The sequence below is a fragment of the Kosakonia sp. H7A genome (assembly GCF_003028445.1).
In the GTDB taxonomy this organism is placed as follows: Bacteria; Pseudomonadota; Gammaproteobacteria; order Enterobacterales; family Enterobacteriaceae; genus Kosakonia; species Kosakonia radicincitans.
Genome location: NZ_PYTZ01000002.1, coordinates 124,623 through 147,640, shown reverse-complemented (window position 1 = coordinate 147,640; position 23,018 = coordinate 124,623). Strand labels below are relative to the sequence as shown.

At 53.6% G+C, this 23,018-nt stretch carries 34 protein-coding genes and 3 pseudogenes; 8 read left to right on the top strand and 29 right to left on the bottom strand.

Annotation, left to right across the window (positions count from 1 at the left end; translation table 11 throughout):
* Positions 1 to 7: 7 nt before the first annotated feature.
* From CWM66_RS08645 to CWM66_RS08515, 29 genes and pseudogenes are all read right to left on the bottom strand, one after another.
* Positions 8 to 2,131 carry a phage terminase large subunit family protein gene (locus CWM66_RS08645; RefSeq protein WP_107146526.1) on the bottom strand — a complete coding sequence of 708 codons (2,124 nt, stop codon included), beginning with the start codon at positions 2,129 to 2,131 and terminating at the stop codon, positions 8 to 10.
* On the bottom strand, positions 2,073 to 2,636 hold the full coding sequence (locus CWM66_RS08640; RefSeq protein WP_107146525.1) for a hypothetical protein: 564 nt from the start codon (positions 2,634 to 2,636) through the stop codon (positions 2,073 to 2,075). The genes CWM66_RS08645 and CWM66_RS08640 overlap by 59 nt, the downstream gene beginning before the upstream one ends.
* 237 nt (positions 2,637 to 2,873) lie before the next feature.
* Complete coding sequence (locus tag CWM66_RS08635; RefSeq protein ID WP_107146524.1) at positions 2,874 to 3,518, bottom strand: hypothetical protein; 645 nt, start codon at positions 3,516 to 3,518, stop codon at positions 2,874 to 2,876.
* Positions 3,519 to 3,592: 74 nt separating this feature from the next.
* Positions 3,593 to 3,913 (bottom strand): GrlR family regulatory protein, encoded by a 321-nt coding sequence (locus CWM66_RS08630; protein ID WP_107146523.1) that lies wholly within the window; start codon positions 3,911 to 3,913, stop codon positions 3,593 to 3,595.
* Positions 3,914 to 4,029: 116 nt separating this feature from the next.
* Positions 4,030 to 4,260, bottom strand: a complete 231-nt coding sequence (locus CWM66_RS08625) for a hypothetical protein (RefSeq protein WP_107146522.1) — start codon at positions 4,258 to 4,260, stop codon at positions 4,030 to 4,032.
* A gap of 10 nt (positions 4,261 to 4,270) precedes the next feature.
* Positions 4,271 to 4,552 (bottom strand): hypothetical protein, encoded by a 282-nt coding sequence (locus CWM66_RS08620; protein ID WP_107146737.1) that lies wholly within the window; start codon positions 4,550 to 4,552, stop codon positions 4,271 to 4,273.
* Positions 4,553 to 4,719: 167 nt separating this feature from the next.
* Positions 4,720 to 4,899 (bottom strand): hypothetical protein, encoded by a 180-nt coding sequence (locus CWM66_RS08615; protein ID WP_107146521.1) that lies wholly within the window; start codon positions 4,897 to 4,899, stop codon positions 4,720 to 4,722.
* Entirely contained in the window at positions 4,896 to 6,254 is a 1,359-nt protein-coding gene (locus tag CWM66_RS08610) for an SGNH/GDSL hydrolase family protein (RefSeq protein WP_158262940.1), read from the bottom strand. Before CWM66_RS08610 ends, CWM66_RS08615 begins: the two co-directional genes overlap by 4 nt.
* 2 nt (positions 6,255 to 6,256) lie before the next feature.
* Positions 6,257 to 6,568 carry a hypothetical protein gene (locus CWM66_RS08605; protein WP_107146519.1) on the bottom strand — a complete coding sequence of 104 codons (312 nt, stop codon included), beginning with the start codon at positions 6,566 to 6,568 and terminating at the stop codon, positions 6,257 to 6,259.
* Complete coding sequence (locus CWM66_RS08600) at positions 6,568 to 7,068, bottom strand: prophage tail fiber N-terminal domain-containing protein (RefSeq protein WP_107146518.1); 501 nt, start codon at positions 7,066 to 7,068, stop codon at positions 6,568 to 6,570. The genes CWM66_RS08605 and CWM66_RS08600 overlap by 1 nt, the downstream gene beginning before the upstream one ends.
* A gap of 74 nt (positions 7,069 to 7,142) precedes the next feature.
* Positions 7,143 to 7,403 (bottom strand): DUF1378 family protein, encoded by a 261-nt coding sequence (locus CWM66_RS08595; protein WP_107146517.1) that lies wholly within the window; start codon positions 7,401 to 7,403, stop codon positions 7,143 to 7,145.
* A gap of 37 nt (positions 7,404 to 7,440) precedes the next feature.
* The gene (locus tag CWM66_RS08590) at positions 7,441 to 7,665 is read right to left on the bottom strand and encodes a hypothetical protein (protein WP_107146516.1); all 225 of its coding nucleotides are present in this window, start codon (positions 7,663 to 7,665) and stop codon (positions 7,441 to 7,443) included.
* A gap of 2 nt (positions 7,666 to 7,667) precedes the next feature.
* Positions 7,668 to 8,201, bottom strand: a complete 534-nt coding sequence (locus tag CWM66_RS08585; protein WP_107146515.1) for a hypothetical protein — start codon at positions 8,199 to 8,201, stop codon at positions 7,668 to 7,670.
* Entirely contained in the window at positions 8,198 to 8,728 is a 531-nt protein-coding gene (locus CWM66_RS08580; protein ID WP_107146514.1) for a lysozyme, read from the bottom strand. Before CWM66_RS08580 ends, CWM66_RS08585 begins: the two co-directional genes overlap by 4 nt.
* Positions 8,729 to 8,730: 2 nt before the next feature.
* A complete protein-coding gene (locus CWM66_RS08575; RefSeq protein WP_107146513.1) occupies positions 8,731 to 9,015 on the bottom strand; it encodes a phage holin in 285 nt (94 codons plus the stop codon).
* A gap of 108 nt (positions 9,016 to 9,123) precedes the next feature.
* Positions 9,124 to 9,273, bottom strand: coding sequence for a hypothetical protein (locus tag CWM66_RS28885; RefSeq protein WP_158262939.1), 150 nt, complete (start codon positions 9,271 to 9,273; stop codon positions 9,124 to 9,126).
* Positions 9,273 to 10,109 (bottom strand): TAXI family TRAP transporter solute-binding subunit, encoded by an 837-nt coding sequence (locus CWM66_RS08570; protein WP_199200036.1) that lies wholly within the window; start codon positions 10,107 to 10,109, stop codon positions 9,273 to 9,275. The genes CWM66_RS28885 and CWM66_RS08570 overlap by 1 nt, the downstream gene beginning before the upstream one ends.
* Positions 10,110 to 10,382: 273 nt before the next feature.
* Positions 10,383 to 10,697: pseudogene (locus CWM66_RS29500) on the bottom strand (antitermination protein); the annotation flags it as partial.
* Positions 10,698 to 10,825: 128 nt separating this feature from the next.
* Positions 10,826 to 11,192 (bottom strand): annotated as a pseudogene (locus CWM66_RS29495) (antitermination protein); the annotation flags it as partial.
* 12 nt (positions 11,193 to 11,204) lie between these two features.
* Complete coding sequence (locus CWM66_RS08560) at positions 11,205 to 12,197, bottom strand: DUF968 domain-containing protein (RefSeq protein WP_107146511.1); 993 nt, start codon at positions 12,195 to 12,197, stop codon at positions 11,205 to 11,207.
* Positions 12,194 to 12,895, bottom strand: a complete 702-nt coding sequence (locus tag CWM66_RS08555; RefSeq protein ID WP_233218375.1) for a phage antirepressor KilAC domain-containing protein — start codon at positions 12,893 to 12,895, stop codon at positions 12,194 to 12,196. Before CWM66_RS08555 ends, CWM66_RS08560 begins: the two co-directional genes overlap by 4 nt.
* Positions 12,896 to 12,906: 11 nt before the next feature.
* Positions 12,907 to 13,296: a RusA family crossover junction endodeoxyribonuclease gene (locus CWM66_RS08550; RefSeq protein ID WP_107146510.1), complete on the bottom strand. Its 390-nt coding sequence runs from the start codon at positions 13,294 to 13,296 to the stop codon at positions 12,907 to 12,909.
* Positions 13,293 to 13,631 (bottom strand): LexA family transcriptional regulator, encoded by a 339-nt coding sequence (locus CWM66_RS08545; RefSeq protein ID WP_107146509.1) that lies wholly within the window; start codon positions 13,629 to 13,631, stop codon positions 13,293 to 13,295. The genes CWM66_RS08550 and CWM66_RS08545 overlap by 4 nt, the downstream gene beginning before the upstream one ends.
* A gap of 9 nt (positions 13,632 to 13,640) precedes the next feature.
* A complete protein-coding gene (locus CWM66_RS08540; RefSeq protein ID WP_107146508.1) occupies positions 13,641 to 14,507 on the bottom strand; it encodes a Dam family site-specific DNA-(adenine-N6)-methyltransferase in 867 nt (288 codons plus the stop codon).
* Positions 14,504 to 14,935: a PerC family transcriptional regulator gene (locus CWM66_RS08535; protein ID WP_107146507.1), complete on the bottom strand. Its 432-nt coding sequence runs from the start codon at positions 14,933 to 14,935 to the stop codon at positions 14,504 to 14,506. Before CWM66_RS08535 ends, CWM66_RS08540 begins: the two co-directional genes overlap by 4 nt.
* Positions 14,932 to 15,840, bottom strand: a complete 909-nt coding sequence (locus tag CWM66_RS08530) for a conserved phage C-terminal domain-containing protein (protein ID WP_107146506.1) — start codon at positions 15,838 to 15,840, stop codon at positions 14,932 to 14,934. The genes CWM66_RS08535 and CWM66_RS08530 overlap by 4 nt, the downstream gene beginning before the upstream one ends.
* Positions 15,830 to 16,009: a DUF4222 domain-containing protein gene (locus tag CWM66_RS08525; RefSeq protein WP_107146505.1), complete on the bottom strand. Its 180-nt coding sequence runs from the start codon at positions 16,007 to 16,009 to the stop codon at positions 15,830 to 15,832. Before CWM66_RS08525 ends, CWM66_RS08530 begins: the two co-directional genes overlap by 11 nt.
* A gap of 239 nt (positions 16,010 to 16,248) precedes the next feature.
* Positions 16,249 to 16,710, bottom strand: a complete 462-nt coding sequence (locus CWM66_RS08520) for a YmfL family putative regulatory protein (RefSeq protein WP_107146504.1) — start codon at positions 16,708 to 16,710, stop codon at positions 16,249 to 16,251.
* Positions 16,711 to 16,735: 25 nt separating this feature from the next.
* A complete protein-coding gene (locus CWM66_RS08515; RefSeq protein WP_107146503.1) occupies positions 16,736 to 16,933 on the bottom strand; it encodes a Cro/CI family transcriptional regulator in 198 nt (65 codons plus the stop codon).
* 76 nt (positions 16,934 to 17,009) lie between these two features.
* Here CWM66_RS08515 and CWM66_RS08510 point away from each other — a divergent pair, with 76 nt between their 5' ends.
* From CWM66_RS08510 to CWM66_RS08480, 8 genes and pseudogenes are all read left to right on the top strand, one after another.
* The gene (locus tag CWM66_RS08510; protein ID WP_233218374.1) at positions 17,010 to 17,681 is read left to right on the top strand and encodes a LexA family transcriptional regulator; all 672 of its coding nucleotides are present in this window, start codon (positions 17,010 to 17,012) and stop codon (positions 17,679 to 17,681) included.
* A 738-nt stretch (positions 17,682 to 18,419) separates the two neighbouring features.
* On the top strand, positions 18,420 to 18,782 hold the full coding sequence (locus CWM66_RS08505; protein ID WP_107146502.1) for a hypothetical protein: 363 nt from the start codon (positions 18,420 to 18,422) through the stop codon (positions 18,780 to 18,782).
* A gap of 37 nt (positions 18,783 to 18,819) precedes the next feature.
* Positions 18,820 to 19,644, top strand: coding sequence for a YfdQ family protein (locus CWM66_RS08500; RefSeq protein ID WP_107146501.1), 825 nt, complete (start codon positions 18,820 to 18,822; stop codon positions 19,642 to 19,644).
* A 129-nt stretch (positions 19,645 to 19,773) separates the two neighbouring features.
* A complete protein-coding gene (locus CWM66_RS08495) occupies positions 19,774 to 20,316 on the top strand; it encodes a hypothetical protein (protein WP_107146500.1) in 543 nt (180 codons plus the stop codon).
* A gap of 68 nt (positions 20,317 to 20,384) precedes the next feature.
* Positions 20,385 to 20,924 carry a hypothetical protein gene (locus CWM66_RS08490; protein ID WP_199200035.1) on the top strand — a complete coding sequence of 180 codons (540 nt, stop codon included), beginning with the start codon at positions 20,385 to 20,387 and terminating at the stop codon, positions 20,922 to 20,924.
* Between the two features lie 201 nt (positions 20,925 to 21,125).
* The gene (locus CWM66_RS29070; RefSeq protein ID WP_107146499.1) at positions 21,126 to 21,920 is read left to right on the top strand and encodes a hypothetical protein; all 795 of its coding nucleotides are present in this window, start codon (positions 21,126 to 21,128) and stop codon (positions 21,918 to 21,920) included.
* Between the two features lie 2 nt (positions 21,921 to 21,922).
* Positions 21,923 to 22,051, top strand: a complete 129-nt coding sequence (locus tag CWM66_RS29425) for a hypothetical protein (protein ID WP_255416460.1) — start codon at positions 21,923 to 21,925, stop codon at positions 22,049 to 22,051.
* A 665-nt stretch (positions 22,052 to 22,716) separates the two neighbouring features.
* Positions 22,717 to 23,001, top strand: a pseudogene (locus tag CWM66_RS08480) (dATP/dGTP pyrophosphohydrolase domain-containing protein); the annotation flags it as partial.
* Between the last annotated feature and the right edge of the window lie 17 nt (positions 23,002 to 23,018).

The window sequence follows — 23,018 nt, the reverse complement described above, 5'->3', positions numbered from 1 at the left end:
GTGATCCTTATTTCGGCAGGAGGTTTGACAGTCTTTTCCGCTTCGGCGTCGTTGTTTCCTCAATGACAACACCAGGAAGCTCGTAGCTGATTTTTTCTTCAGGTGCAGCCGGAGGTGGCTGCAATCTGTCCGGGTTCGCTTCGAGATTGGCGGCACGGACGTTAAGTTTCAGACCCATGTGCATGAGTCCGCACAGCGCGGCATATCCATAGACCCGGCAGTCCAGCGCCTCATTCGCGCGGCCTGGGATCTGTTCCCACACACTGAACCGCTGCCCGGCAACGACCTTGTAGACGAGACGCTCCGCGAGAAGCTGGTTGAAATAGCCAACATCACGATCGTCAGGGAAATGCATATATCCCGGCGCTGGTTCATCCTGTTTGGGTGGTTCAAGATGCAATCTGCCGCGCACAACATCCTTGGCGGCGTTGACGCCGATGATGATTGGCCGGTACTGCGCCTTGCTTTTTGATGAGGGTCGTTTGGTCGGCCAGACAGGATTACGTTTGCCGCCCTGGGCAGATTCCCCCTTTACGGCCCAGATGCGACGGGCAAGGCGTTCTTTCGCGAACTCGTAAACTTTCTGGGTATGGTGACCACCGGAGTCATGACAGGCCGCCATGATGGTGAGTCCCCTGCCATCGTTCCGGCGCCAGACCTGTTTCAGATACGCGTCAAGCCGTTTCCACGGTTCATCGGTCTCCAGATCCCCGTAAATAACATCGTGCGCCACCGACCAGGATTCTTCGTTTTTCCCCCAGCCAATCACCTCGATTTCGAAACGATCGTCCTGGGTATCAATCCCGGCGGTGAGCACAGCCACCCTGTCATGCACCGGCGCAGGAAAGACTTCACGGCGCGCCAGTAAGATATCGACAGGAAGCTGCTTGCCGTGGTTTGGCCGGTGAGGCAGCCCCATCTGGGTGTTCCACCAGGCCTGTTCCTTGTCCGGATCCCCCTTCGCTTTGATGTACTTCTCCGCGATGTCGGATGGTTTATCTTTCTGCCACGGGCTGAACAGCTTTGATGCCTGATAACCGGCATGGGTATTTTCAACGGCTTCGCGACCGCAGACCGGGCAGATGGCCCGGTAAACGGCATGCCGATCAGATTCGGACCAGCGCCAGACGGTATCAACACTGCCCTCATCCTCTGCCCGCCAGGCGTTGTCATAATCCATCAGCGGGGAATGCCGCTCTCCGCAACATTCAAACGCCTTTGTCTGATGCCAGCGGATGGTATGTAACGCGCGCAGCCGCTGTCCTTCTGACCAGCCAGCCCCGCAACACTCGCAGTGGATCATGGCTGATTTGGTGAGGTGCTTATCACCCTCTTTTGGCCACTGAACGTGTTTAAAAAAATCCAGGAACTGCCGGTGCCCGCAGTGCGGACACACCACGGATGCCCGGCGCTGATCAGAGTCGGCGTAGCTGTCCGCAATCCGGCTTTCATCTTCCACCGTCGGTGAGCAGGCGCGGACAGATAACCAGGTCAGACCAAACGTTGCCGTTCGTTCTTCTGCCAGCGCAATAGGATCGCCCTCGCGCGTTATCGGGTATTTGTCCACCTCATCCGCCAGCAGAATTCGAATTGGCCGCCGCGCAAGGTTGTCCGGACTACCGGCACCTGCCAGCGCAAGAAATCCGCCAGTGAAGGATTTATAAAGAATGGTTTCCTTGGAGCTTTTCTGTTTTGAGTCGCCAATGATGTTGCGCAGAACGGGCGTTACGCGCACCAGCGGGCTGATACGCTCTTTTGAAAACTGCTCTGCCGCTTCCTCTTTCGGTTGCAGCAGCAATATCGGACACGGATCGAGATGCGCGAAATACCCGAAGAGGTTTTCCAGCAATGCGGTTTTCATTAACTGGGTGCAGCACATCACCGTGATGATGTGAACACCGGATTCAGTCGCCGCCAGCATCGGCCCCCTGGCGATCTCAACAGTAGATGTTTCCCAGTTCCCCGAGGTGCTTCCCGCCTCTTTTGCCAGTTTGCGGTAATCATCGGCCCATTGCGGCACGCTGATCCTGGGTGGTGGCGTCCAGCCTTTCCGCGCACTCAGTTGCAGGCGATCAATCTTCTGCTGGCTTAAACTCTGGCTCTCCGAGGACTGAGATATGTTTGTGGACATGTTCAATCAGCACCTCTGTCATCCTGTCCGCCGGTACATCCAGATCAGCAGCCATGAGCGGAGCCACCCTGGACGGCCAGTTAAGCCAGGCATCACGCTGTTGGCGAAAGGCGTTGAAAAGAACCTCCTCGGCGACAGTCATTTCAATAAGCTGACCATCTTTTTGCTGAAACTCTAGTTTTGTGAGCAACGCAAGATAGTTCTCACGTATCCGCGCCGCTTCTTCTCTCGGAAGATTGGCACCTTCCGTGATCATTATCTGCTGTACGATTTTATCAATGTCGTCCCCGCCATCTTCTCCGATGACCGGCACTTTGTTTTTCTTCGCGTTCGAGACTCGGGGATCCTTTCCGTCGCGATTTTTTTTGAGTGCTGCATCGCTGGCTTCGACATCAATCAGGTCACCGTCCATCACAATGAACCTGCCCGCTTTGATCCAGCGTCCAATGGTTTTGCGATCAACGCCGGAATGCTGTGCGTACTGGCTCTGGTTCATCGTGGTCATGGGACATCACCTGGGACATTTTCAGGGGTGGGACATTCACCTGGGACATTTTTGCAATGTCCCACCTAAATGTCCCACCGGAATAAACAGGAATAATCAGCACTGGTGCGGCGTTCGTGGCGATCATCACAGGTGGGACATGGGACACAAATCCGAAACCTGTAGCTAGGAAAACAACGCGGCGCGCAATGCCCGTGCAATAGAAGGGCCTCAGGAAGGACCCAAAATGGTGCAGGGTCACCGCGCGCTGCTCAATGCCTCGCTGATCGCCCGACTCAGGGCCGCAGGCATGAGCGCAGCCGCCATCTTTTCAGCGCGGTCCATATATCCCAGCGTCGGGGTTACCGGCAAAGCATTACCAAAACGAATGAGCAGCTTCGGTGCTGGCATTTTCTGGCGATCGCGACGCGTGCCGTTCGGTGACCGCTTCGCACGCTTTACCGCTTTTTTGCTTTTCTTTGGCTTTCGTCGCTGCCATACAGCATTGACATCCCCAACCGTACCAATGAACACATCGGGCTTGGCTTTGAGCTGAGCCATTTTGGTACGCGGCAGGTTGCCAAACTTATTCAGTTTGATGTTCTTGGGGTTAAGCAACGCCTGACCGTTCAGCTTATGCTGGCCGCCGAATTCGAACGGCTCCAGGTAAGCAGCAGCGGTATCACGGACAAACACTTTTGCACGCAGGTTATCCTTGCGCGCGCCCTGCGACCCAACGGATTTGACAGTGAATGGTGTCGGATTATCAAGATGCCGCTGGAGCGCTGTGCGTTCTGCTGCCTCTATCTGGCGCGCAACTTTTGTTAATGCCTGAGCCATAGCAAATGGAATTTGCTTTTGAAGCTGGCGTAATTGTGCGGAAAGATCGTTCAGGTCTGCCATATACCCACCCGTTGACTTCATGCTGGGCGCAATAAAAAACCGCCCGGAGGCGGCTTGTTTCAACTCTTATATTACTAGACTAAGTCACCAATGAACTTAGCCTGTACTCTTAAATGAGCTTGCGGGATACCCCTCACAGCACCTTCGAGAGCATAACCATTGGCGTTTTGTTGAACACTTAATTCAATGGTGTAGTCGTTAACCCCTTGAAAAACATTCACCGCCTGAGGGTTATGTTGGAAGACGTGCAAATCCAATCTATTTCCGTTCACATGTCCTTGATAAGTAAATCCAAAATCGCCACCATTTACTGAATTGTCTTTGACAACTACTGTTCCTTGCCCAACATCATTCTGATTGCTGCTGAATACAACATAATAAATGCCGTTGTTCATTTTGCGTCCTTGATTGTTTGGCCTTATGGCTTTCAGATTATATACCTATTTTGTTAGCACATAAAACATACAGATCATTATCACAGGCACTCAGTGAATGCCTGCTGTAATGCCTGCTATTCAAGGGAAACGCCCAACGATTCGAGCAGTTCATTTTTTTCCGCTATGCGGCGATCAAGCTCATCAATGACATATGGGCGGATATTCTCGATGAAAGTATCATCCTGATAGGTTGACTGGATAGTTATGCCAAGACCTGTACCACCAGCAATAATGCTCCGTGCACGCTGCAATTCAGCAACCTGCTTCGAAATGCTATATGCCTCACTTAGATGTTTCACCTGCATTATGAAGTCCTCAGCAGTCAGCGTCAGGGCGGGCAACAGCGCGGCATGTCCACATGCAGGCTTCCTGCATCTTGGTACGAGCGATGGACAGGCAGCGTGATGCCTCTTGCGCCTCCACGGAGTGGTTGCCAGTCTCGGAAAGCTCAGCACTTACCCCTTCGCGCTCGGTATCGAGAAGGCTACAAAAATGGCGGCTTACACCCTTCAGGCGGTTCATGCGCTCAATATCGCCAGGAGTTAAAGTGCGGTAGCCCTTAACGGTGCTGCCGTCTTGTGGTTTTGCTTCATTCATTGTTTGAACCTTTTTATTAGGTGTTCCATATCGGGAACGCATTTCCCGACAGGACAAGGATGTTGGCAGAGCACCATTTGAAGCAGCCATTAAAATAATCGGGAGGGCGATGCAGATAATGAGAAGAAAACCATTCCAGATGTAATAGAACATTGTCCCTCCTTTTATTATTCGATAGCCCCGATATTGTCATCAATCCATACGATGCCGTAGAGATCGTTCTGAACCGATGCCCGGTAGTGGCCGCCGGACTCTTCCACCGTCAGTACGGTAAACGGGCATGGCCCGTTATCTTTATCAAGCGTGATGACAACCTGCTGCCCTTCCTGCAGTTCGCTCGTTTTCATAAAACCCCCAATAGCGCCTGACTGAACCGCGCGGCGCGGAAAGCGTAACCGGCATCGTTCGGGTGAACATTGTCGTAGGCGGTGTAGAGCGTCTTATTCCTGGCGTTTACCCAGTCAGACACATCAATAAAAGGAAGCCCGAGCGTTGAGCACAGCGCCATGATTGCACTGCGGATGGCGTTAAGCTGAGCGTTTGAGCCAATCGGCGTGGCCGGGCCCATGACGATGATTTTAGCCATCGGACAAAACTGGCGAATGAGCGCCACCGACTCGGTGAAGTTCGTCTGGAGCAGAGTGAAGTTTGTCGTGGCCCAGTCGTTGTACCCGAGGGACAGAAAAACATATTCAGGTTTACGGGTTAACGTCCACAGCTTGGACATAATGCGCTGCTGCGGCTGAACAGAGCCGGTTGATACCCAGCCACTGCCACCAACACCATCAGCGAGCCCGTCAAAGCCAAGCGTGTCACAGATGATACGGAAATCATTGAAACTTGACTGCGAAGCCATCGTGCCAAATGTGTACGAATCGCCAAGCTGCCAGACTGTTGGCCGCCAGCGCGTGGGTGCCCACAGAGTGTAACTCTGCCCGACAATCACGCCGCCGAACGCGGTATTCACGCCACGAAGTGTATAGGTACGGGTTTTAACCACGCCGCCCCAGTCAATCGTGTAAATGTAAGGCGCGCCTGATGTGTCAGTCGTTACCGCTGCTGATGAAATTCTCTGCCCGTCAACATACAGATCGTACTGGCAGTTAAATCCAATGAGCCTGAAATCAAGGGCTGGGGCATCACTGCAAAAACTGATCGCACACTGCGTGCCGTTACCGTTGCCGTTCCCCATATAGCCGGATGCATCAGGTAAGTTAGCAATATTGCTGCCAAGATAGCTAAACCATGCCCCGCTGCGTGACCAGGTCGCGCCATTGTAGATTGAAGATGCGACGCCAGCATTCCAGGTAAGGTTGAACGTGGCACCAGTGCCGGAGCCGCCTGTAACCGATGCCGGGTTTGCGGGAGTGGCTGTGTATACGCCAGGCTTGCCAACCGCTGCCGCTGTAATCGCACCCTCGGAAGACACGGAAACCACAGTGATCGAGGCTGCTGCGGCAGATGTTCCACCGACCACAGTCAGAACATTGCCGACGGTGTAGCCGGTGCCACCTGAGGAAATACCTACGGCGGACAGGCCGGTGCCTTTTGTCAGCGTATACACCGGCGGTGAACTCATCACCGGTACGGGGCTGAAGTCCAGCCGCTGGTTACGGCGCAACTGAGAAAGCCAGTCAGCAAGTTCTCTGCTCACCGATGAACCGCGCGCTGCCGCTGATGTGGCCGGAATAGTCATCGGCATAATCAGTACCTCGAAGCGCTGAACGGGATGACAGAATCCGCATAAACAGAGACAGCCAGCGTGCCTGACCATTCGTAATACGCCATTGGCGGCAGCATGTAGCAGCCAGGCGTGTAAGGCGCTGCTGTTCCGCCCATGTCGTTGATCCAGAGATTAACCGTTGTAGACAGGTTCTGGATGCGGTACTTAAGGGCGTCCTGTTTTGCAGCCATTATCTGAACGCTGGTTGCCGCGACAGTATTACCTGAGTGGTCTTCCTGGCTGTTTGCAGGTACAGGCGCTGGCGTATTTTGAACAGGGAAAATCGTGCTCATCAAGCATCCTCCACCATTGCAAACCAGTAGCGCTTACCACCAGCAAAGAGATAAACCACGGGAGCGCCGCCCTTCGTCTCATCGCTGGCAACGAGATACCAGCCGGAAGCATCAGGAGGAATATCCGCATAGACCGCCGCCGATTTTGCCGGTGTCTGCTGCAATGCGACCATCTCAGCAAGTGCGCTCTGCACCAAATCAACAACAGGGTTAAATTCTGCGGCACCAGACGCTAATAAAAATTCATTCAGCGTGCCGTTTGCAGAATCTGAAAAAATAAATATCGTCCCAAGATAAACGCGAACAGACTTATCAATAGTCTCTACGGTATAGCTTCCGGTGGATAATTCAACGGAGTATGCGCCATCCTGTTCGGTTGTAATATCGACCTGCCGCCGGATAAATGAGCTTGTGGTGTTTCCCTTCAAAGTGAAGCGTATCAATACGCCAGCAACTGCAACCCCGTCAGGGCGCCTGAAAATGCCTGATAAAATTGTCATGCTGGCCTGCTTATGGTCTGGAAAAAATAACTCAGTCAGTATCAAAGCCCCTCAGTGAAGGGCTTTTGTAATGCCTACGCCGCGACCGGACCGGATGTGCTCGTTGCCGTAGAATCCGGCGCTTGTGCTGCTTCTGCCTGGAGTTTTTTCAGGCGCTCTTGAACGGCTGCTTCAATCTTATCTTCTGCTGCTTTCGCCGCTGCTTCGGCTTCCTGCGCTTTCGCCTCGGCATGCGCTTTAAACCAGTCGCGGATTTTTACCCAGCCACCAGCGATCAGCAGTAACGCCGATACGGCGGTGGAAAAGTACAGCATCAAACTTTCTGTGAATGTCATTTTGTTTTTACCTGCCTGAGTTGTTCAGCCTGCCGGATTATTCAGCCGCCTGGATATCGATGAAGTACTCTTTACCCTGTTCAAACTGATTAAACGCGTCAGGGTTGGAAATGTGCATCTGTAGCAAGCCGCCCGGCGTGTATTTCGACCAGGTTTTATTTTCTGGCGTATCGTTGGTGACAGGACTCATGTGGACTGTGCAATGAGAATTGTCGTCAGCCTTCTGAATGAAATGACAGCGGAACTTGGCGCGAACGGTCATGGTTATTCCTTGGTTGGGGTTTGCCGCAGATTTTCAGCCTGCCGGATGGCGGCCAGTTGGTTGTTTGCTTTCTCTATCGCTGCCAGCAGTGGCTGTATCCACAGAACGGCCTGGCAATAAGTCAGTTGTCCGGTGGCAGTGGCACCAGCACCTGCTGTGTCAGTCCCGCCTGAAGTGGTGTGCATTGCGCTGGCACGTAGACGGTACGTGTAGTCGAGCAGCCCGTCAGCGATGTCAGCAGGAACAGGCAGATCGCAAGTTTTCTCGCGACGGAGGATTGTTCGGTATTCAATGACGGTTTCCTCTGCTTTTGCATCAACACTGGTATTCGTGTTCGCGGTGGCGCTGGCGATGCTGTTAAATGCCTGCTGCTGGTCGGCCTGCATCTGTATGACTTTGGCCTGAACGAGAACGTTAGCCTCTGCTGTATCGGCACGGCTGCTGTTGCTCTCGTAGCGATAACCTAAGAACAGGCAAAGACCGGCCACCAGCAGAATGATAAATACGAGGACGCTGGCGCGCGTTTCGGCACTCACTGATCTATCCCCCAGCACGCCAGCGCACTTTCCTGATCGCGGCGTGATACCTGCCCGTAACAGCCGTTCGAGCGAATGCGGCAATCTTTTCCGCCGTCTTTAATCCACCAGCGAATAGCTTCGCAGGCGCCTTTACGGTCGCCAGCATTGATCCGGCTGTAGAAGGTGGAAGGAAAGCATTTTCCCGGCCCGATGTTGTACGGGCAGAAAGAGGCGATCCCGGCCTTTTGCGGTTCCGTAAGCGGAACGTGAATGTTTCTGGCAACCCACGCCAGCGCCGCATCTCGCTCTTTAGCATTCACCTGATCGCATTTGGCCTGCGTCAGCTTCATACCCTGAGTTACCAGCTTACCGTCCACCCGCGTGGCGCCACGGCAAATTGTCCAGATGCCAGCACCGTCTTTATAGGCTGTGAGGCTGTTGCCCTCTTTCTCAGTCAGAAACTGATCGAGGATTGCCGGGGCGGATGCGCCAGCAAGGATCAGTCCCAGCACCGCAGCGCTGAGTTTCGATTTTGCGGCGGCCATAATTATTTCTCTTTTGGCGGAGTGGGTGGAGGTGTGATAAAGCCAGCCTGCAAGGCTTCGCTATACGTTTTCAAAGCCTCGTCGTATGACTTTTGCATTCGCCTTTGAAAATAAAGGCTCGTGAAATAGGTCGCAGCACCAAACAACACACCACTGACGATCGCAATAAAATTCCAGTCCAGTCCGTGAAACCAGTTATAGACGCCAGTCAGGCCGGTACAAATCAGGCCGCCTGAGGTGCAGTAAGAGGCTCCAGTGATAATTTTCTCAGGCATGATTCTGTGCATCTCTCTCACCTCGCTGTATGCGGGTGCTGTGTGATGGAATAAATACCTCCAACTGGAGGCGAAAAGATCACTGTGTCAAAGGCACCTGCAGATGCCTTTTGCACAATGTTATTTTTTTGTTTTACGGGGGAAACACCGACCGGATACCAGCAGGATGATAAAGATCACCAGCAGGGTGAGATCCATCAGCACACCGGTGATCCGCCAGGCGGCGATAAGTACCAGCGCAAACAGCAAACACACGCCGATGCGCTTCATTATTTGCTGCCCAGCACACGGCTGATATTTTTCAGCAGAACGGTTGAAGCGGTTTCCAGCATGTCATCACCGGCTTCAGTGTTGGCGACCACCAGCGTTTTAGTGCACGGCACTTTCACCTTTGAATCGCTGAGCCAGCCGGATTCTGTGACCGCTTTTTTCAGTTCATAGACCGGCTTGCCGTTTGGCAGTTTGTCATCCACATGCCAGCCGTTCATGCTGATCATCGTCAGGCCGCTGCCCTTCTGGTTGACTGCCTCCAGAAACTTGTTCGACCGATCCGGCGCTGATACCCACAGAAACGCGTCATATTCCCCGGTAGTCACCTTTGCCAGCGAACGCACGCCGCCTTTTGCGTAGGTCTCAACCTTCGCGTAGTCCTTTTCGAGCGATTGCAAATACTGCCAGGACGCATAAGAGCCGCTGGCAGGCTCACCCACCGCGATTTTTATGCCTTCTTTCAGATCGCTTTCGCTGCTGATCTTGCCGCCATCTTTAACGGCGACAAACACGCATTCATCAGCCAGCTCGCCGATGATGTCCACTTTCTGCGCTTCATTGCCGTGGCGGCTGCGCCAGAACTGGAACGCGTCCGCCTGAGTGAAGCCGATCTGCGCTTCGCCGCTGGCGACTTTATCAAGGTTGTCCAGCGAGCCTTTGCTCGGGATGACCGTTGATTTGTAGCCGTATTCGCTTAGCGCGCTGGCAAGATTCACCCCATACACAGCGTTATACGTCAGTCCCTGCTGCCCGGTGGTGATGGTGATATCTGCTGATACGGCGCTGAAACTTGCGCACAGGAGAACCGCCGCAATAGCGGTGAATAGCTTTTTCATGTGACTTTCCTTTAAGGGGTGAGCCAGTGCCCAGGGAGAGTACGCAGAGAGTCAAAACTCCCTGTGGCTCACCTCTGTAAAGGCTCTGCGGTTTGATGTATGCGTCGGCACAGACGCGGGATATTGAGGACTACATATGAAAAAACCCCGCCGAAGCGAGGTTTTGAAATATTGGTGGTAACGGTAGACATACAACGCCCATCGTTGGAAAAATCCTAACCACTTTTTTCGAATATTGCAAGCATCGTGCCGCGATAATTCAGAAGTTTGTAGCTAACGTGTGACCTTACGCAATTGCGTTTCAGCAAATGCCTCTTCCTGCCAGCACTTGGTGACCAGCAGGCTGATCACGTCGGCATAACCGCTATACCACTGGTAACTGGTCAGATCCGGGATCACTCTTTCCACCAGGGCGCGGGCGAGTGTTGTCGGTACGCGGCTGTAGCGATTGCCATTACAGCGACCGCAAGTCTTATATGTCGGCGCGCCGATCAGCTTTGTGCGTTTCTCATCAAGTACCGTGCCCTTACCTTTGCAGCCGCGGCACGCTGTACTGATCTCACCTTTGCCACCACAATGAGTACATTTAACCTTTTCGGTGCTGGTTACCTCTGTCCATTCTTCCCAGTACGACGGGCAGATACCTTTGGTTGTGGCTGCCCACTTGGGTGGCTTGCCATCCGGGTACTGCACTTTTTTTGTTGTGGTTTCTGCGTCAACAAAACCGGTCCCGGCGCAATGAGGGCAACGTCCCTTGCTGGCGGCAGATCGTGAATAGTCGGCGTAAGCGAACTGCACCAGCACCGGCAGTATTTCGAGGCGCGCTTTCTCACTGAGCTTCATCAGCACCGGATTTTTTAGCGCCAGCGCATAGTTCATCAGCCCGTCAAGCGCCGGGGCCGGATCCTGAATTCCCATCTTCGCCAGGAACAGGTTAAAGCCGAGCGGTGCTTTTGACTGCACCATACCCTGCGCCGCCATCACATCGGTAATCGTCAGCGCGGATCCGCCGGTAGCGGGTGTCTCGTCGTTTAACTTAGGTGACTTAGGTGAATAGAATTTTGGTAATGATTCAAGGTTCATAGCGTCTCCACTTTACGCCAGCACGCCGATGGCCAGCGCGCGATCTAATACCCGAAATACCAGCACAAGCTGGCTGCCATATCTTTCTTCAAATGCCACGGTGTCAGCGTGCAACTCGTCGTGATGCGCTCTGCAAAGCGGGATCACAAACAGGTCATGCGCTTTGGTACCCATCCCCCCGAAACCGTGGCCGATCAGGTGGTGGGGGTCGTCTGCCGGGTTGTTGCAGCACATACATTGCTGCGCTTTAACCCAGCGGGTGTACTTCTCGTTTACCCAGCGGCGGCGCTTCGGGCGCAGCATGAATGATTCCGGCGTCTCCGGATCGATGCGTAGCGCCAGCACCTGCTTTGCGGCTTCCTGCACAATCTCGCGGGGTGACGGCAAACCCGGTACCAGTTCTGATTCGCGGTAAACGTGCTTTATCTCCGGTGCTGGCAGGCGCAGCACACGCCGGGCGGCGCTATCAGGCAGTACATCGGCCAGGCCTTCGCGCGCCAGCCACCAGCAGAACTCCGGCAGCGTCAGCGTGTGGGCCTCATCAAAACCGAGTTCGTGTCGCGCGGCGCGCAGGATGTAGGTAGCGGCGTTCGCTCTGGCGATGGTCGCCAGTGGCTCGCTGCTTTGCTCGCGAAGCAGGTTATCGCAGTGCCAGCACAACCGGATCGCGCCCGGCGCATGGCGCAGTATGGTCATGTTCTCGTCATGCCAGGACTCATGCGGCCACTGGCAGCCGCTACCGTCGCGGAGCCAGCTTTCCAGACCGTTAAGGCCGCCAGCGCGGACCAGCACCGCTTCGTTATAAAATACGCCAACCAGCGCAGGATCTTCGGACAGCGGTTGCTCTGCTGGTGGCAGTACGCCGGACGGCATGCCCGCCAGCCGCTCCGGCTCGTTCTCCAGCAGCATGCGCCCGCGGCGGAAATGCACCAGCAGGCTGGCACCAGGCCGGAAAATTACCAGGCCAAGATCTGGCACTACGATCGGATTCAAAAGCGCCCTCACTCGGCATCCCCCTGAGCTTTGTAAGCTGTCCAGAGACCGCCGATCCATTGAACGCCCTTCGCCGTAAAGCGCGCCTGGCTGAAAGCGTAATTAGAGGTATTGGTGGTGCCGGTCTTCACCTCAAAGCGCTTCGCCTCGATGTGCTGGTGGTGTGGCGTAAGCGCGCCGCCGAGGCGGTACATTATCCCGCGATCGATGAGGAACATACGAAATTCAGGCTCTTTGGCGTTAAGCAGTTTTGCTACCTGACGGAACGACATGGAACCATTCGCCGAGCAGTAGCGATCAACAAATTCAACCTTCGGCGCTGCGGCGGCCAGTTCCTGCTTAAGCTGTTGCTGCTGTTCAGCCAGATCGGCAGCGAGGCGCAGCGCTTCAGGCAATGACGTTGGCACCGGCATAGCTTGTTGGCTCTCCAGTTCAATCCAGCGATCAATAATTCGCTTACGCAAAACAACGCTGTAACCTGAAACCAGCGTCAGGCACAAATCTTTTGGCAGATGAAACATCGGGTAACTGCGCCCTTTATCATCCCGGTAATCTCCCCAAATCTGGGGAGATTGAATATCAAGCTGTTCCAGCATCACTTTAATGTCACGGCAAACGTGATCGTGACGTTTGTCGCACAATCCGGCTATCTCAAGGCTGCTCATCGCCGGGAATCCCGGGTCGTTTTTAACGTTGATTAACTGCTGCATGCGTATCTCCTTTAAGCGGCTGCAACCGCTGTTGGTTCATACTTAGTGATCGTGATTTCCACCCTACCGCCCTTCACTACTGGCCCCCATTCCACCAGCATGCGCTTAACCTGCCTGTCGTCCTCCCACACTCCGGCATGTGTCAGGGCGTCAAATAGCGCTTTGTTGTAATTGTCGATATCACGGGGGCGCGCGTCCGGCGGGTAAAGGGTGATTTCTACCGCTGCGAGTTGGGTTGAAGGTTTAGGCAGACAGCGCAACTGATCGAAGATTGCCGCGCAAACGGCGCTTTTGAACTTACGCCCGGCGACGCTGATGAGATGGCGACCTTTAAGCGGCCCCTTATTCGGGGCGCGCCAGTAGGTATTGACGCTGGGCGGAAAAGGTAAAATCAGCTTCATGCCACGGACCCTCTGCGTTTCAGCCATTCAAGAGCCAGATCAGTCGAGCTTTCTTCCCCCGCCAGCAGCGCCCGGATCACTTCAGCGGCTTCATCAAGCGCCAGCGTATCGTTAACCCCAAGCACCTTAATCCCGCGCGCCTTTCCGCTGGCGATCGTGATGTAGCCCTTTTTCTTCAGGGCGCGAAGGTGTTCAAAAACTGAATTTCCAGAGGCGGCGCCAATCAGCGCCGCAAGCTCGGTATATGTCGGCGGGTAACCGTGCATATTGTGAAAATCCACCAGCGCATTCAGAACCTGTTGCTGGCGATCAGTCAGTGGTTTACGTTCTTCCACGATTCCCCCTCAGAGAGTTGCCACGATGTCAGCAGCGGTTTCGCGCGTGCTGCCTTTGCTGGATATCGACCGGCGGGCGCTTACATGGTGCAGCGTGAATCTGTGCTGCTCGTGCAAATCGATTACCCTTGGCGCTGATGAGTTGGTGATCACCACTCTGGCGCCGCGCTGGTGCGCCGCCACGCAGCATTCCGCCAGTGCGATCTGGTCATCCCACGTGAAGCCGCCAGCGGCATAGTTTGTAAAACCATCTTTCCCCGGCAGCGGCTCATAGGGCGGATCGCAGTAAACGACATCGCCATCACCGGCCAGCGCCAGCGTGCGACGAAAACCCGCGTTCATGAATACGCAGTTGTGCGCCATGCTGGCAAACGCTTTTATCTCTTCTGCCGGGAAGTACGGCGCGCGGTATTTGCCGAAGCCGACATTAAACAGGCCATCGCGGTTATAGCGGATCAGGCCGTTGAAGCAGTGGCGGTTGAGGTACAGGAATGCGGCGGCGCGCTGCGGGCCGGTCAGCAGTTGCGTGTTGAACTCCAGGCGCACAGAGTAAAAATCCTCTTCGCTGTTCATCTCGGAAAACATCCGCTGCGCCAGCTCAGTAACCAGTTCAGGCACAACGGCAAGCATCTGATAGAGGTTGATCAGGTCGCTGTTAACGTCCGCCAGCAGGAAGGAGGCATGCTTATCGGAGTTGAGGAACACCGAACCGCCGCCGACGAATGGCTCTATGAGGCGCTTACCGGCAGGGATGATGCGATCCAGTTGAGGCAGCAGGGAATATTTCCCGCCAGCCCATTTAAGCATCGGTCTTTGCCAGGCGCGCGCCGCGGATTGCTCAGATGATTGTGGCAAGGCAATAATGGTTTCACTCATAACGCACCTCCGGCAGAAGTTTCATCCCAGCGGCTTCCGGCACCGTCAGCGACGCCACGCGTCATACCGGAAAGACATTTTGCCCGGCGCTGTGCGTAGCAGGCTCTGGCCTGCGGCGTTTGCGCGCAGTCGAAGGCTTCGAGCCATACTGTCGCGGCGCGGCGCATTAACCCCCTGGCCTCCAGATCAAGCGCTTGTTGTGCCAGCGCTACCGGGCGGCCAGTTTCGCCTGGCGTCATCTCGGCGTCAGTGAAATACAGGAACATGCGACCATAAGGCTTACGCTTCAGTTGCCCGATGGTTACCAGTCTCTCCAGCGCTCGCTGCACGGTCCGGATATCAAGATGGTTCAGGCCGCAACAGACTTCGATGGAGGTGCATTCGCCATTTGCGCGGATATATTCAAGGACTTCTGAAAAAGCGCTCATGACCGGAACCCCGCGTTTTCTGGCAGCGAGTAATCAACATTCTGAAAACTTGCGCCCGGCCCGGTGCCGATGTTTACCCAGCGACCGTTAATACGTTCCGGACGGCCAGCCTCGGTCCATTTGGTTGCGCCCTGGAGATAGCCGGGTAATTTTGTCGGCAGGAAAAGCGTTGTCGGGCGAAGGTATTCAGCCATCTGCAGATCCTGCCCCCACTTCGCTGTGGCGTAGTCCACAACCAGGATCAGGTCTTCAGTCGAGAAGCCTTCCCCCAGCCGTGCCCGGATATGCTCCATCGAGGTTTTGCCTACCTGATAGCGTGATCCAGTCTTCTGGTTCAGGTGAGTTAAAACACGTTTAGCCTGATCGGTTATCACCACTGCCGGGTCGGGTTGCGCAGCAACCTGACAAGAAGGTTTTTTATTTGACGGATCAGTAGTTGGATCTAATAACGGATCGGGGTCAACCGTTGACCCCTCCCCCTCCAAATTTTGACCCCTTAATTTAACTTTTTTTGACCCCTCAGTTTTTGAGTGGTCAGAATCTGAGGGGTCAATATTTGAGGGGTTAAATTTTGAGTTAACTTTCGTCCTGGCCTGTTTGACTGACTGACGTGACTCATCAGCCGCCGCCTCTATTTTTTCAACGTTGAGCTGGTATCCGTTGGAAATATCACGACCACCGGATTTACGTGGAACAACCGTAAGCCAGCCATCCTTCTCCAGTTCCTTGATCGCTGCTGCAACAGTATTTTTGCTCTTTGCACCAACCTGACGGCGAATTGTGTCAACAGATGGCCAGCTGTATCCCTCGTCACTGCTGAAATCAGCCAGACGGGCGATCACTGCCTTCCGTGATATCGGCTGGATGTCACATTCCCATACCAGCCCATGTAATTTACTGCTCATGATCGCCCTCTATTTCTCTGAATTTACGCTGGAACTGCTCAAGCGGGCTGAAGCACTCATGCGGGTAGCCTTCACGCAGATAGATAACGCGCTGCGTTTCTGGCTCCCAGCGGATGACGCGGACGGGGATGCCATACTGGTCCCGGAATCTGCGGTTAAGTTCGCGCATTCGTTCTTCTCCGCCTGGCTGTTGAAATCACCTACAACCCACTCGGCAAACGGGTAGCTGACAGGCTCAATCGCCCCCTGTACTCTTACCCCATACACAAAACGAACCGGGCATTTACCGCCGGTGACAGGAAGCACTACCAGTTGCGACCTGCGGTATTGTGTTGTTAAACTGTTCATGCGTTGGTATCTCCACTACGATCGACACGCCACGACGCCAGGGGCTGCAACTCGCTGGCGTCACTTCTTTTTGCGACTGAATAACGCGATGATTGCCGTGACTTCTTCTTCACGCGCAGCCATGTGACGACGGTGATGCTCAAGGATTTCTTCCGCTTCATGATGTTCAATCACCCCATCTTCCAGAGCCTGTTGAATAATCTGATCCACTTGCCCGCGCGCAGCGGCGGTACGCATAGCCCTGCTGAAGAGGTCAACGCGATCAAGGTCTTCATACGTCGGAACTTCCACCAGCAGACAACCGCGGCGCTTCGCGAAGTAGTCGGCCAGGAATGAGGTGTTTGATAAGTCCTCCATCGCCTCCAGCTCTGTTACTTCGAAAAAACGGCAACCGTTTTTCTCATAGAGGTTGTTATTGAACTGTGTGGCCGTCATGCCCAGCGCACCTGCCATCGCTTCACGCCCGCCGGGATAGGCTTTACACATCGCCTTAACCACCGCTTTTAAACTTTGCTCTACCATGTTGTTTTTCCTTTGGTAGTTACGATTAAGCAGCCGTTTCGTTAGGCTTCTGATATGCCGCCGGATCATACTTAATGGCACCGTTGGTCAGCTTTTCAGCCAGCAAGGCGTATTTCCAAGGAACACTTTCCTTCCATAGGCTGACCGTTGATTTCGATACACCAAGCGCCTTAGCAGCAGCTGTAGCTGTACCGAAATGATTAATTAGTTTTTGTTTAAACATCTCTCCTCCAGGGTTTAATTCCACTCATGAAGTTTAATGTTTCAAACAAAAAATAGTCAAGAAATTAAACACGAGAATGTTTAAATTTTTAAACATGAAAAATGAAAATATGAGTGACCGTATCAGCCAGCGCCTTAAGGCGTTGAAATTGCGGAGCAGCAACTTAATCAAAGCAACGGGCGCTTCAAGAGGCACTGTTAGCCAATGGGTTAACGGTGGGACAGAACCGTCTGCTAAATATTTAAGTAAGCTGGCAGATGTTCTTGGCGTGACTGAACGCTGGCTGACGGAAGGTGGACTAGTCGAGGAATCCAGTGGAAATTCGCATCCCGGCCCAGATATCCGGCGGCGTGTCCCTCTATTGTCATCAGTTCAGGCTGGTCATTGGAAAGAAATGGTCGAGGGAAATTTAGACGAAGTGACCGAATGGATCGAAACAACTGCAAAGGTATCTCCTTATGCATTTTCATTACGAGTAACTGGCGACTCGATGTCAAGTCCCCCAGGTGCTGGCTTATCTCTTCCTGACGGATCACTGGTAATAGTTGATCCAGATATTGAACCAGCCAGCGGAAAAATTGTGGTTGCCCGCCTTAACGGCTCAAGCGAGTCAACAATTAAAAAATTAGTTGTCGATGGCCCTAATATGTATCTGATGCCATTGAATCCGGCATATAGACCCATCCCCATTGATGGTTCATGCGAGATAGTAGGTGTATGTGTTCGGCTTGAGATGAATCTCCCATAATAAATAAACCTATAAAACAACCAGCTACGGCTGGTTTTTTTATGTCCAAACAAAATTTGTTTAATTTTACGAACAACTGCATTGACATTTTAGTTTGAATAATTAAACTCTAAATCACGTCGTATGGCACATGCGTCGCAGCGGTCCGGTGGGTTTCCTTGACAGTATCCCTGACCCAAGCGGGTAGCCGGAATGTGCAAGCCAGGCATGCACAAAGCGACTCACCATCGTGGCGATTCGGTGTGACATCTCGGAAGAGACGAGTAAAGCCGTAGGGAGCTTTAATCCTTCAATCTCGTTCCGGGCGAGTTCAACCCGGATGACAGCCTGAAGAGACGGCGCAGCCCAGACGATATCTGAGTGGCTTAAAAAACAGATGGGGGCCGGTGGAAGCCCGGCACACAACATGAAAGCGCACTCCTTCTCATCGGTTGTGGATGGCAGGTGTGAATAAACGGGAGTGCGCTTCCAGTTGTGGTGAATTGCAGCCGCTTCGACGGCAACCAGAAGATAAGCGCCTGGCGCTACAGCAAACCAATAATGCCAACTGGTAATACTTTGGCGGCGTCTGATCTCTCCCGTGAGGGCGCCGCAATTTTTTACGCAACACAAGAGAGCATCACCGCCGGGACGGCTCATTCCCCAATCCCGTCGGGCGGCCTGAGACCGCAGGTGCTCTCCTGTGTTGTGTGGAGATACTAACCGGCGGTGTCTGCCGCCATTAAGAGGGTAAGACCGATGGATAATGAGCGTTTGACCAATATCCCCGACTTCTTCGGGGAACTCGACGGCGGCGTGTTCGAAAACAAAGTGGCAGCAGCATTGAATGAAGTTGCCCTGGGCGTGCTGAACAATGGCAACAAAGGGAAAGTCACCCTGACCTTTGACTTATCCCGCCTCAGCAACTCAATGGAAGAAAAGCGCGTTGAGATCGTTCACAAGCTGGCATTCGTGAAGCCAACGCCGCGCGGCAAGTCCTCCGAAGAGGACACCACCAAAACCCCGATGTACGTCAACCGCGGCGGGAAGCTCACCGTATTGCAGGAAGACCAGGGGCAACTGTTCACCCTTAAGGGTCAGCCAAACGAGGCCCAGCGCTAACCGGCCCCGTCATTAACCATTTACGCAAGGAAAAACCATGTCTCAACAAGTCGATTCAACCGCCATCACTCAGATCCGCGATATGGTTCTGAGCCAGTTAGCAAAAGAACAAATTGATTTAGCTGACTGCCCGGCGGTCGCCCTGCCGAAAGATGTCGGCGTGGAAAGTCTGGAAAGGCTTTACGCCAGCCGTTTTCGGTTCCGCGGGAAAATGGAAACCCAGAGTATTGATGATTTTGTCCGTTACTCCAGCGCCTACGCTGCTGAAGGCACCCGCTGTTTTATCAATGCCGACAACATGGCGGCGGTATCCGTATTCAACCTGGGAACGCTGGAAAATCCCGGTCATGCAGATAACAAAGCTGTTCTGGCACTGAAACGCACCTCACCTTATACCGCGCTGCTGAAAATTAACGGCGATCGCAACAGCCAGAAGCAACTGGCCGAGTGGCTGGAAGACTGGTCGGAATATGTCACTGGCTTTGACGCTGATGGACAGGTTATCGAAGCCAAGCGCGCCGCTGCCGCTGTTCGCAAAATCACGATCGACGCGATCCGCAGCGCTGAATATGAAGATCAGGACTTCAGCGGCAAGCGCTCTGTTATGGAGAGTGTCGAAGCCAAGAGCAAAGACATTATGCCGGTGGCGTTCGAATTTAAGTGCATCCCTTATGAAGGGCTTGCCGAGTACCGCATCAATCTTCGCATGAGCATTCTTGCCAGCGACAGCCCGGTGCTGGTTCTTCGTATCACGCAACTCGAAACCTACGAAGAAGAAATGGCCGCCGAATTCCGCGATCTGCTCGTCGAAAAATTTAAAGATAGCGGCGTGGAAACATTTATCGGCACATTCAGCGCTTAATTTCTCTGCTGCAAATGCCCCCGGTGCGGGGCATTTCTGGAAGCGAAATCAATTTAATTATCGCCACCTGGCGAGGGATTCGTGCATCCAAAAATCGCGCGTTGCAGCGCGCAAAGGAGATGCAACGCAATGAAAGAAACCTTTATTCAGACCTACAGCGGCAAGAAATTTGACTATCTGACCGCCACCGTTGACGTCATTGATATCGAAGATATTGCGACTTCTCTCTCCAATATCTGCCGGTATTGCGGTCAACTGCCAGAGTTCTACAGCGTGGCTCAGCACTCGGTTCTGTGCAGTCAACTGGTTCCCGCTGAATTCGCTTTTGAAGCCCTGATGCACGACGCGGCCGAAGCCTATGTGCAGGACCTGCCCGCGCCGCTTAAAGCGCTCCTTCATGACTATCGCCGTATGGAACAAATGGTAGATGACCTGATCCGCGCTAAGTACGGGCTGCCTCGTGAGCATTCACCAGCAGTCAAGCGTGCAGACCTCATCATGCTGGCCACCGAACGCCGCGATCTGGAAATCGACGACGGTACACGCTGGTCAGTGCTCGACGGAATCCCGGCGTCAGACGTCATCGATATTTGTCCGCTTCGCCCGGGACAGGCCTATGCCCTGTTCATGAACCGCTTTAACGAACTGATGGAGATCCGCAAATGCGCATGAACGCCAAAGAATTAATCGCTGAGGCCCGCGTTACAGCGCCTACCCTGCCACCAGCAGCAGCGAAGTTAATGTCAGATATGGCTGATCGCCTTGATGTGCAGTATGCCGTGATCCGTGAATCGCGCGAGCAGGTACAGAAACTTGCAGCAGAAAGCGACTTTAATCTGCACGGCGCGGCCCGTGAATTGAATACGTCGTGGATGATGCATAAAACCATGATGGGCTCACAGGCTGCGCTGCTCTGCCTTTCTCAGGGTGATATCCGCAGCGCCCGCGACTGGCTGGAAGGTACGACCGATGAGGCGTTTATCGAAATGCCTGACGATATGACACCTGCCGGTTTACAGGCCTGGTTCGACAGCAACATGACCAGCAATGACGGCGGTAATGGATTCCTCACTCAAGAAGAGGCGTTGGAAAAACTGCGCCAGCGCGCCCCCGCCACCGACGCAGCAATCGCAGCCCTGCGCGCCGAAGGGGTGGAGATGGCAATTAAGGAGGCTTTGAGCGTTGATACGGTGGCTTCAACTGGTGCTGTGAAGTTTGTATTGCAGGATTTCGCCGCCCATCTCCGCCAGTCCGTGCAGGTGAAGGGGGTGCAATCATGAGCGGCCAACTAACTTATGCGCAGCGCCAATTTCTTGAATCCGCAGTTTCCGGAAGACATACGCCACGCAGCCCAACTAATGCGACCGGTAATGCTCTATCACGCCGTGGTTTTGTTAACTACTCATTCGCTACACGCGGGTGGATTCCAACGAAAGCCGGAATTGACTTACTGAAAGGCAACGCAGGAGAAGGAGCACAGCATGACTAACAACGACGATCTGGCGCTGAAGGAAAAACAACTGGCGTATCTTAAACAACTTTCCGAGTTCATGACAGAGCGTTTCAGCATGAACCCGGTAAGCTGCAAAATTATCAACGAAGACTGGAAGAAGCGTTTCCCGGATGAGGTTGCTATAGCTGATACGCTTATCTCCCTGCTGGCAGAGCGCACCGCAGACAAGGCGGAGAATGCCAGCCTGCGGCAGCGTGTGGCGGAACTTTTGTCAGAAAATGGCACGCTAAAAAATAGTGTTGAGAATGCAGCAGGCTGCATTAATGCCGCGTATGCAGAAGGTTTGCTTGATGTGCTCAGCGAAAGCAACGATGAACGCCTTACTGACCTTGTTAAGCGTCGCCTGTTGTTTGCCTATCTCCCGGTAGAAACCCCAGCAACCAATGAAGAGCTTATTGCTATGGGGGATTGGGTTCTGCGTGATCAACTGGATGATGGCACTCGCGCTATCAAATTGCTCAATCAGCGTGTGGCGGACCTGGAAGCCTACATTGATACAACCGCAGATTTTGAGACATACGTTACCACGTCTCTGATTCTCAGTGGCCACCTTGAACCTGACGTGACTTTCACACAAGAGGCGTTGCTCGAACTTCTGCGTAGTGTGCTGGTAAGCAAGCGCACGGTGAGCGTGAAGCTGCCTAAAACGATGTACACCGAATTCGATAATGACGATTACTGTCGAGAAGTGGCAGTGCTCGATAAGCAACAAGTTATTGATGCACTCGCCGCCGCTGGCATCAAACTGGAAGTGGGGGAGTAGGTATGTCTGACAAACTGACAAAGAAAGAGCGCCCGGCTTTTGAAAGGTGGTACGCAACTCGCCCACTTCCCGGTTCAGATAAAAAGCAACAGTTCACCGGATGGATAAAAGCTCTGGAGGGTAAATTATGACCACAACACAAACGATCAGCCTGGAGTTGCTTGAGAAAACCATCGCTCACTGGGAAGAAGCTCGCGACGAAATTCCGTTCGGTCTGGGTGAGGAAGGCGATAATACCCTTGCTGCACTGAAATTTGCTATGACGGCATTGGACAGCGAGCCGGTGGCTGTGCCTGATGAAATTGTTGGCTGGGTTCGCGATGAAAATGGCGATAGCCGCGATCCATTATTCCTGTGCGGAAGCGTCAAGCCGGATATGGGTAAGGCATATAGCAGCCAATATTTCCCAGTCAAGCGCGCCGCCATGCAAGCCGAACCTGTAACGGCGGCTAACACGTTGCCGCCTCATGTTTTCCGCGAACTCGTTAACCATCTGCGTGATACCGCAGTGAAATATCAGGGCAGTCAGCAACTCAGGGCGGCGATTTGCAAAACGCTTTGCACTGTGATTACCCCGGCTGCGCCTGAACAACAAAACCGACAACAAAATATTCCTGAAAATATTCCAGGCGGCCTCATCGAGGCAGTAAATCGCCTGCTCGATAACGATGGCAGCCGTGGATGTTACAGCGCTATCAAGTGCTATGACGCTCATGAAGAAATTGAGCGGTTGCTCGCCGCAGCCCCGGCAGCGCCTGAGCATCAGTCTGATACCACTGTCGGTTATGTAAGTCCTCGCGAAGCTGTAAGGCGTGCGCACGCAAGGTGGTCACATGTAACCTTCGGCAATGTCGGCCCGATAGGCCCGCTGAAACACCTGGCAAAAGAAGCGATCGAAGCCGCTGAAGCGCCGGATGATTTAAGCGAGTGGGCTGATATGCAATTCCTGCTTTGGGATGCTCAGCGCCGTGCCGGTATCACCGACGATGAAATTACTGCGGCGATGGAAGAGAAGCTGAAAGTGAACATGGCACGCCAGTGGCCGGAGCCGAAAGACGGCGAACCGCGCCTGCATATCAAGCCTGAGCAGGAGATGTG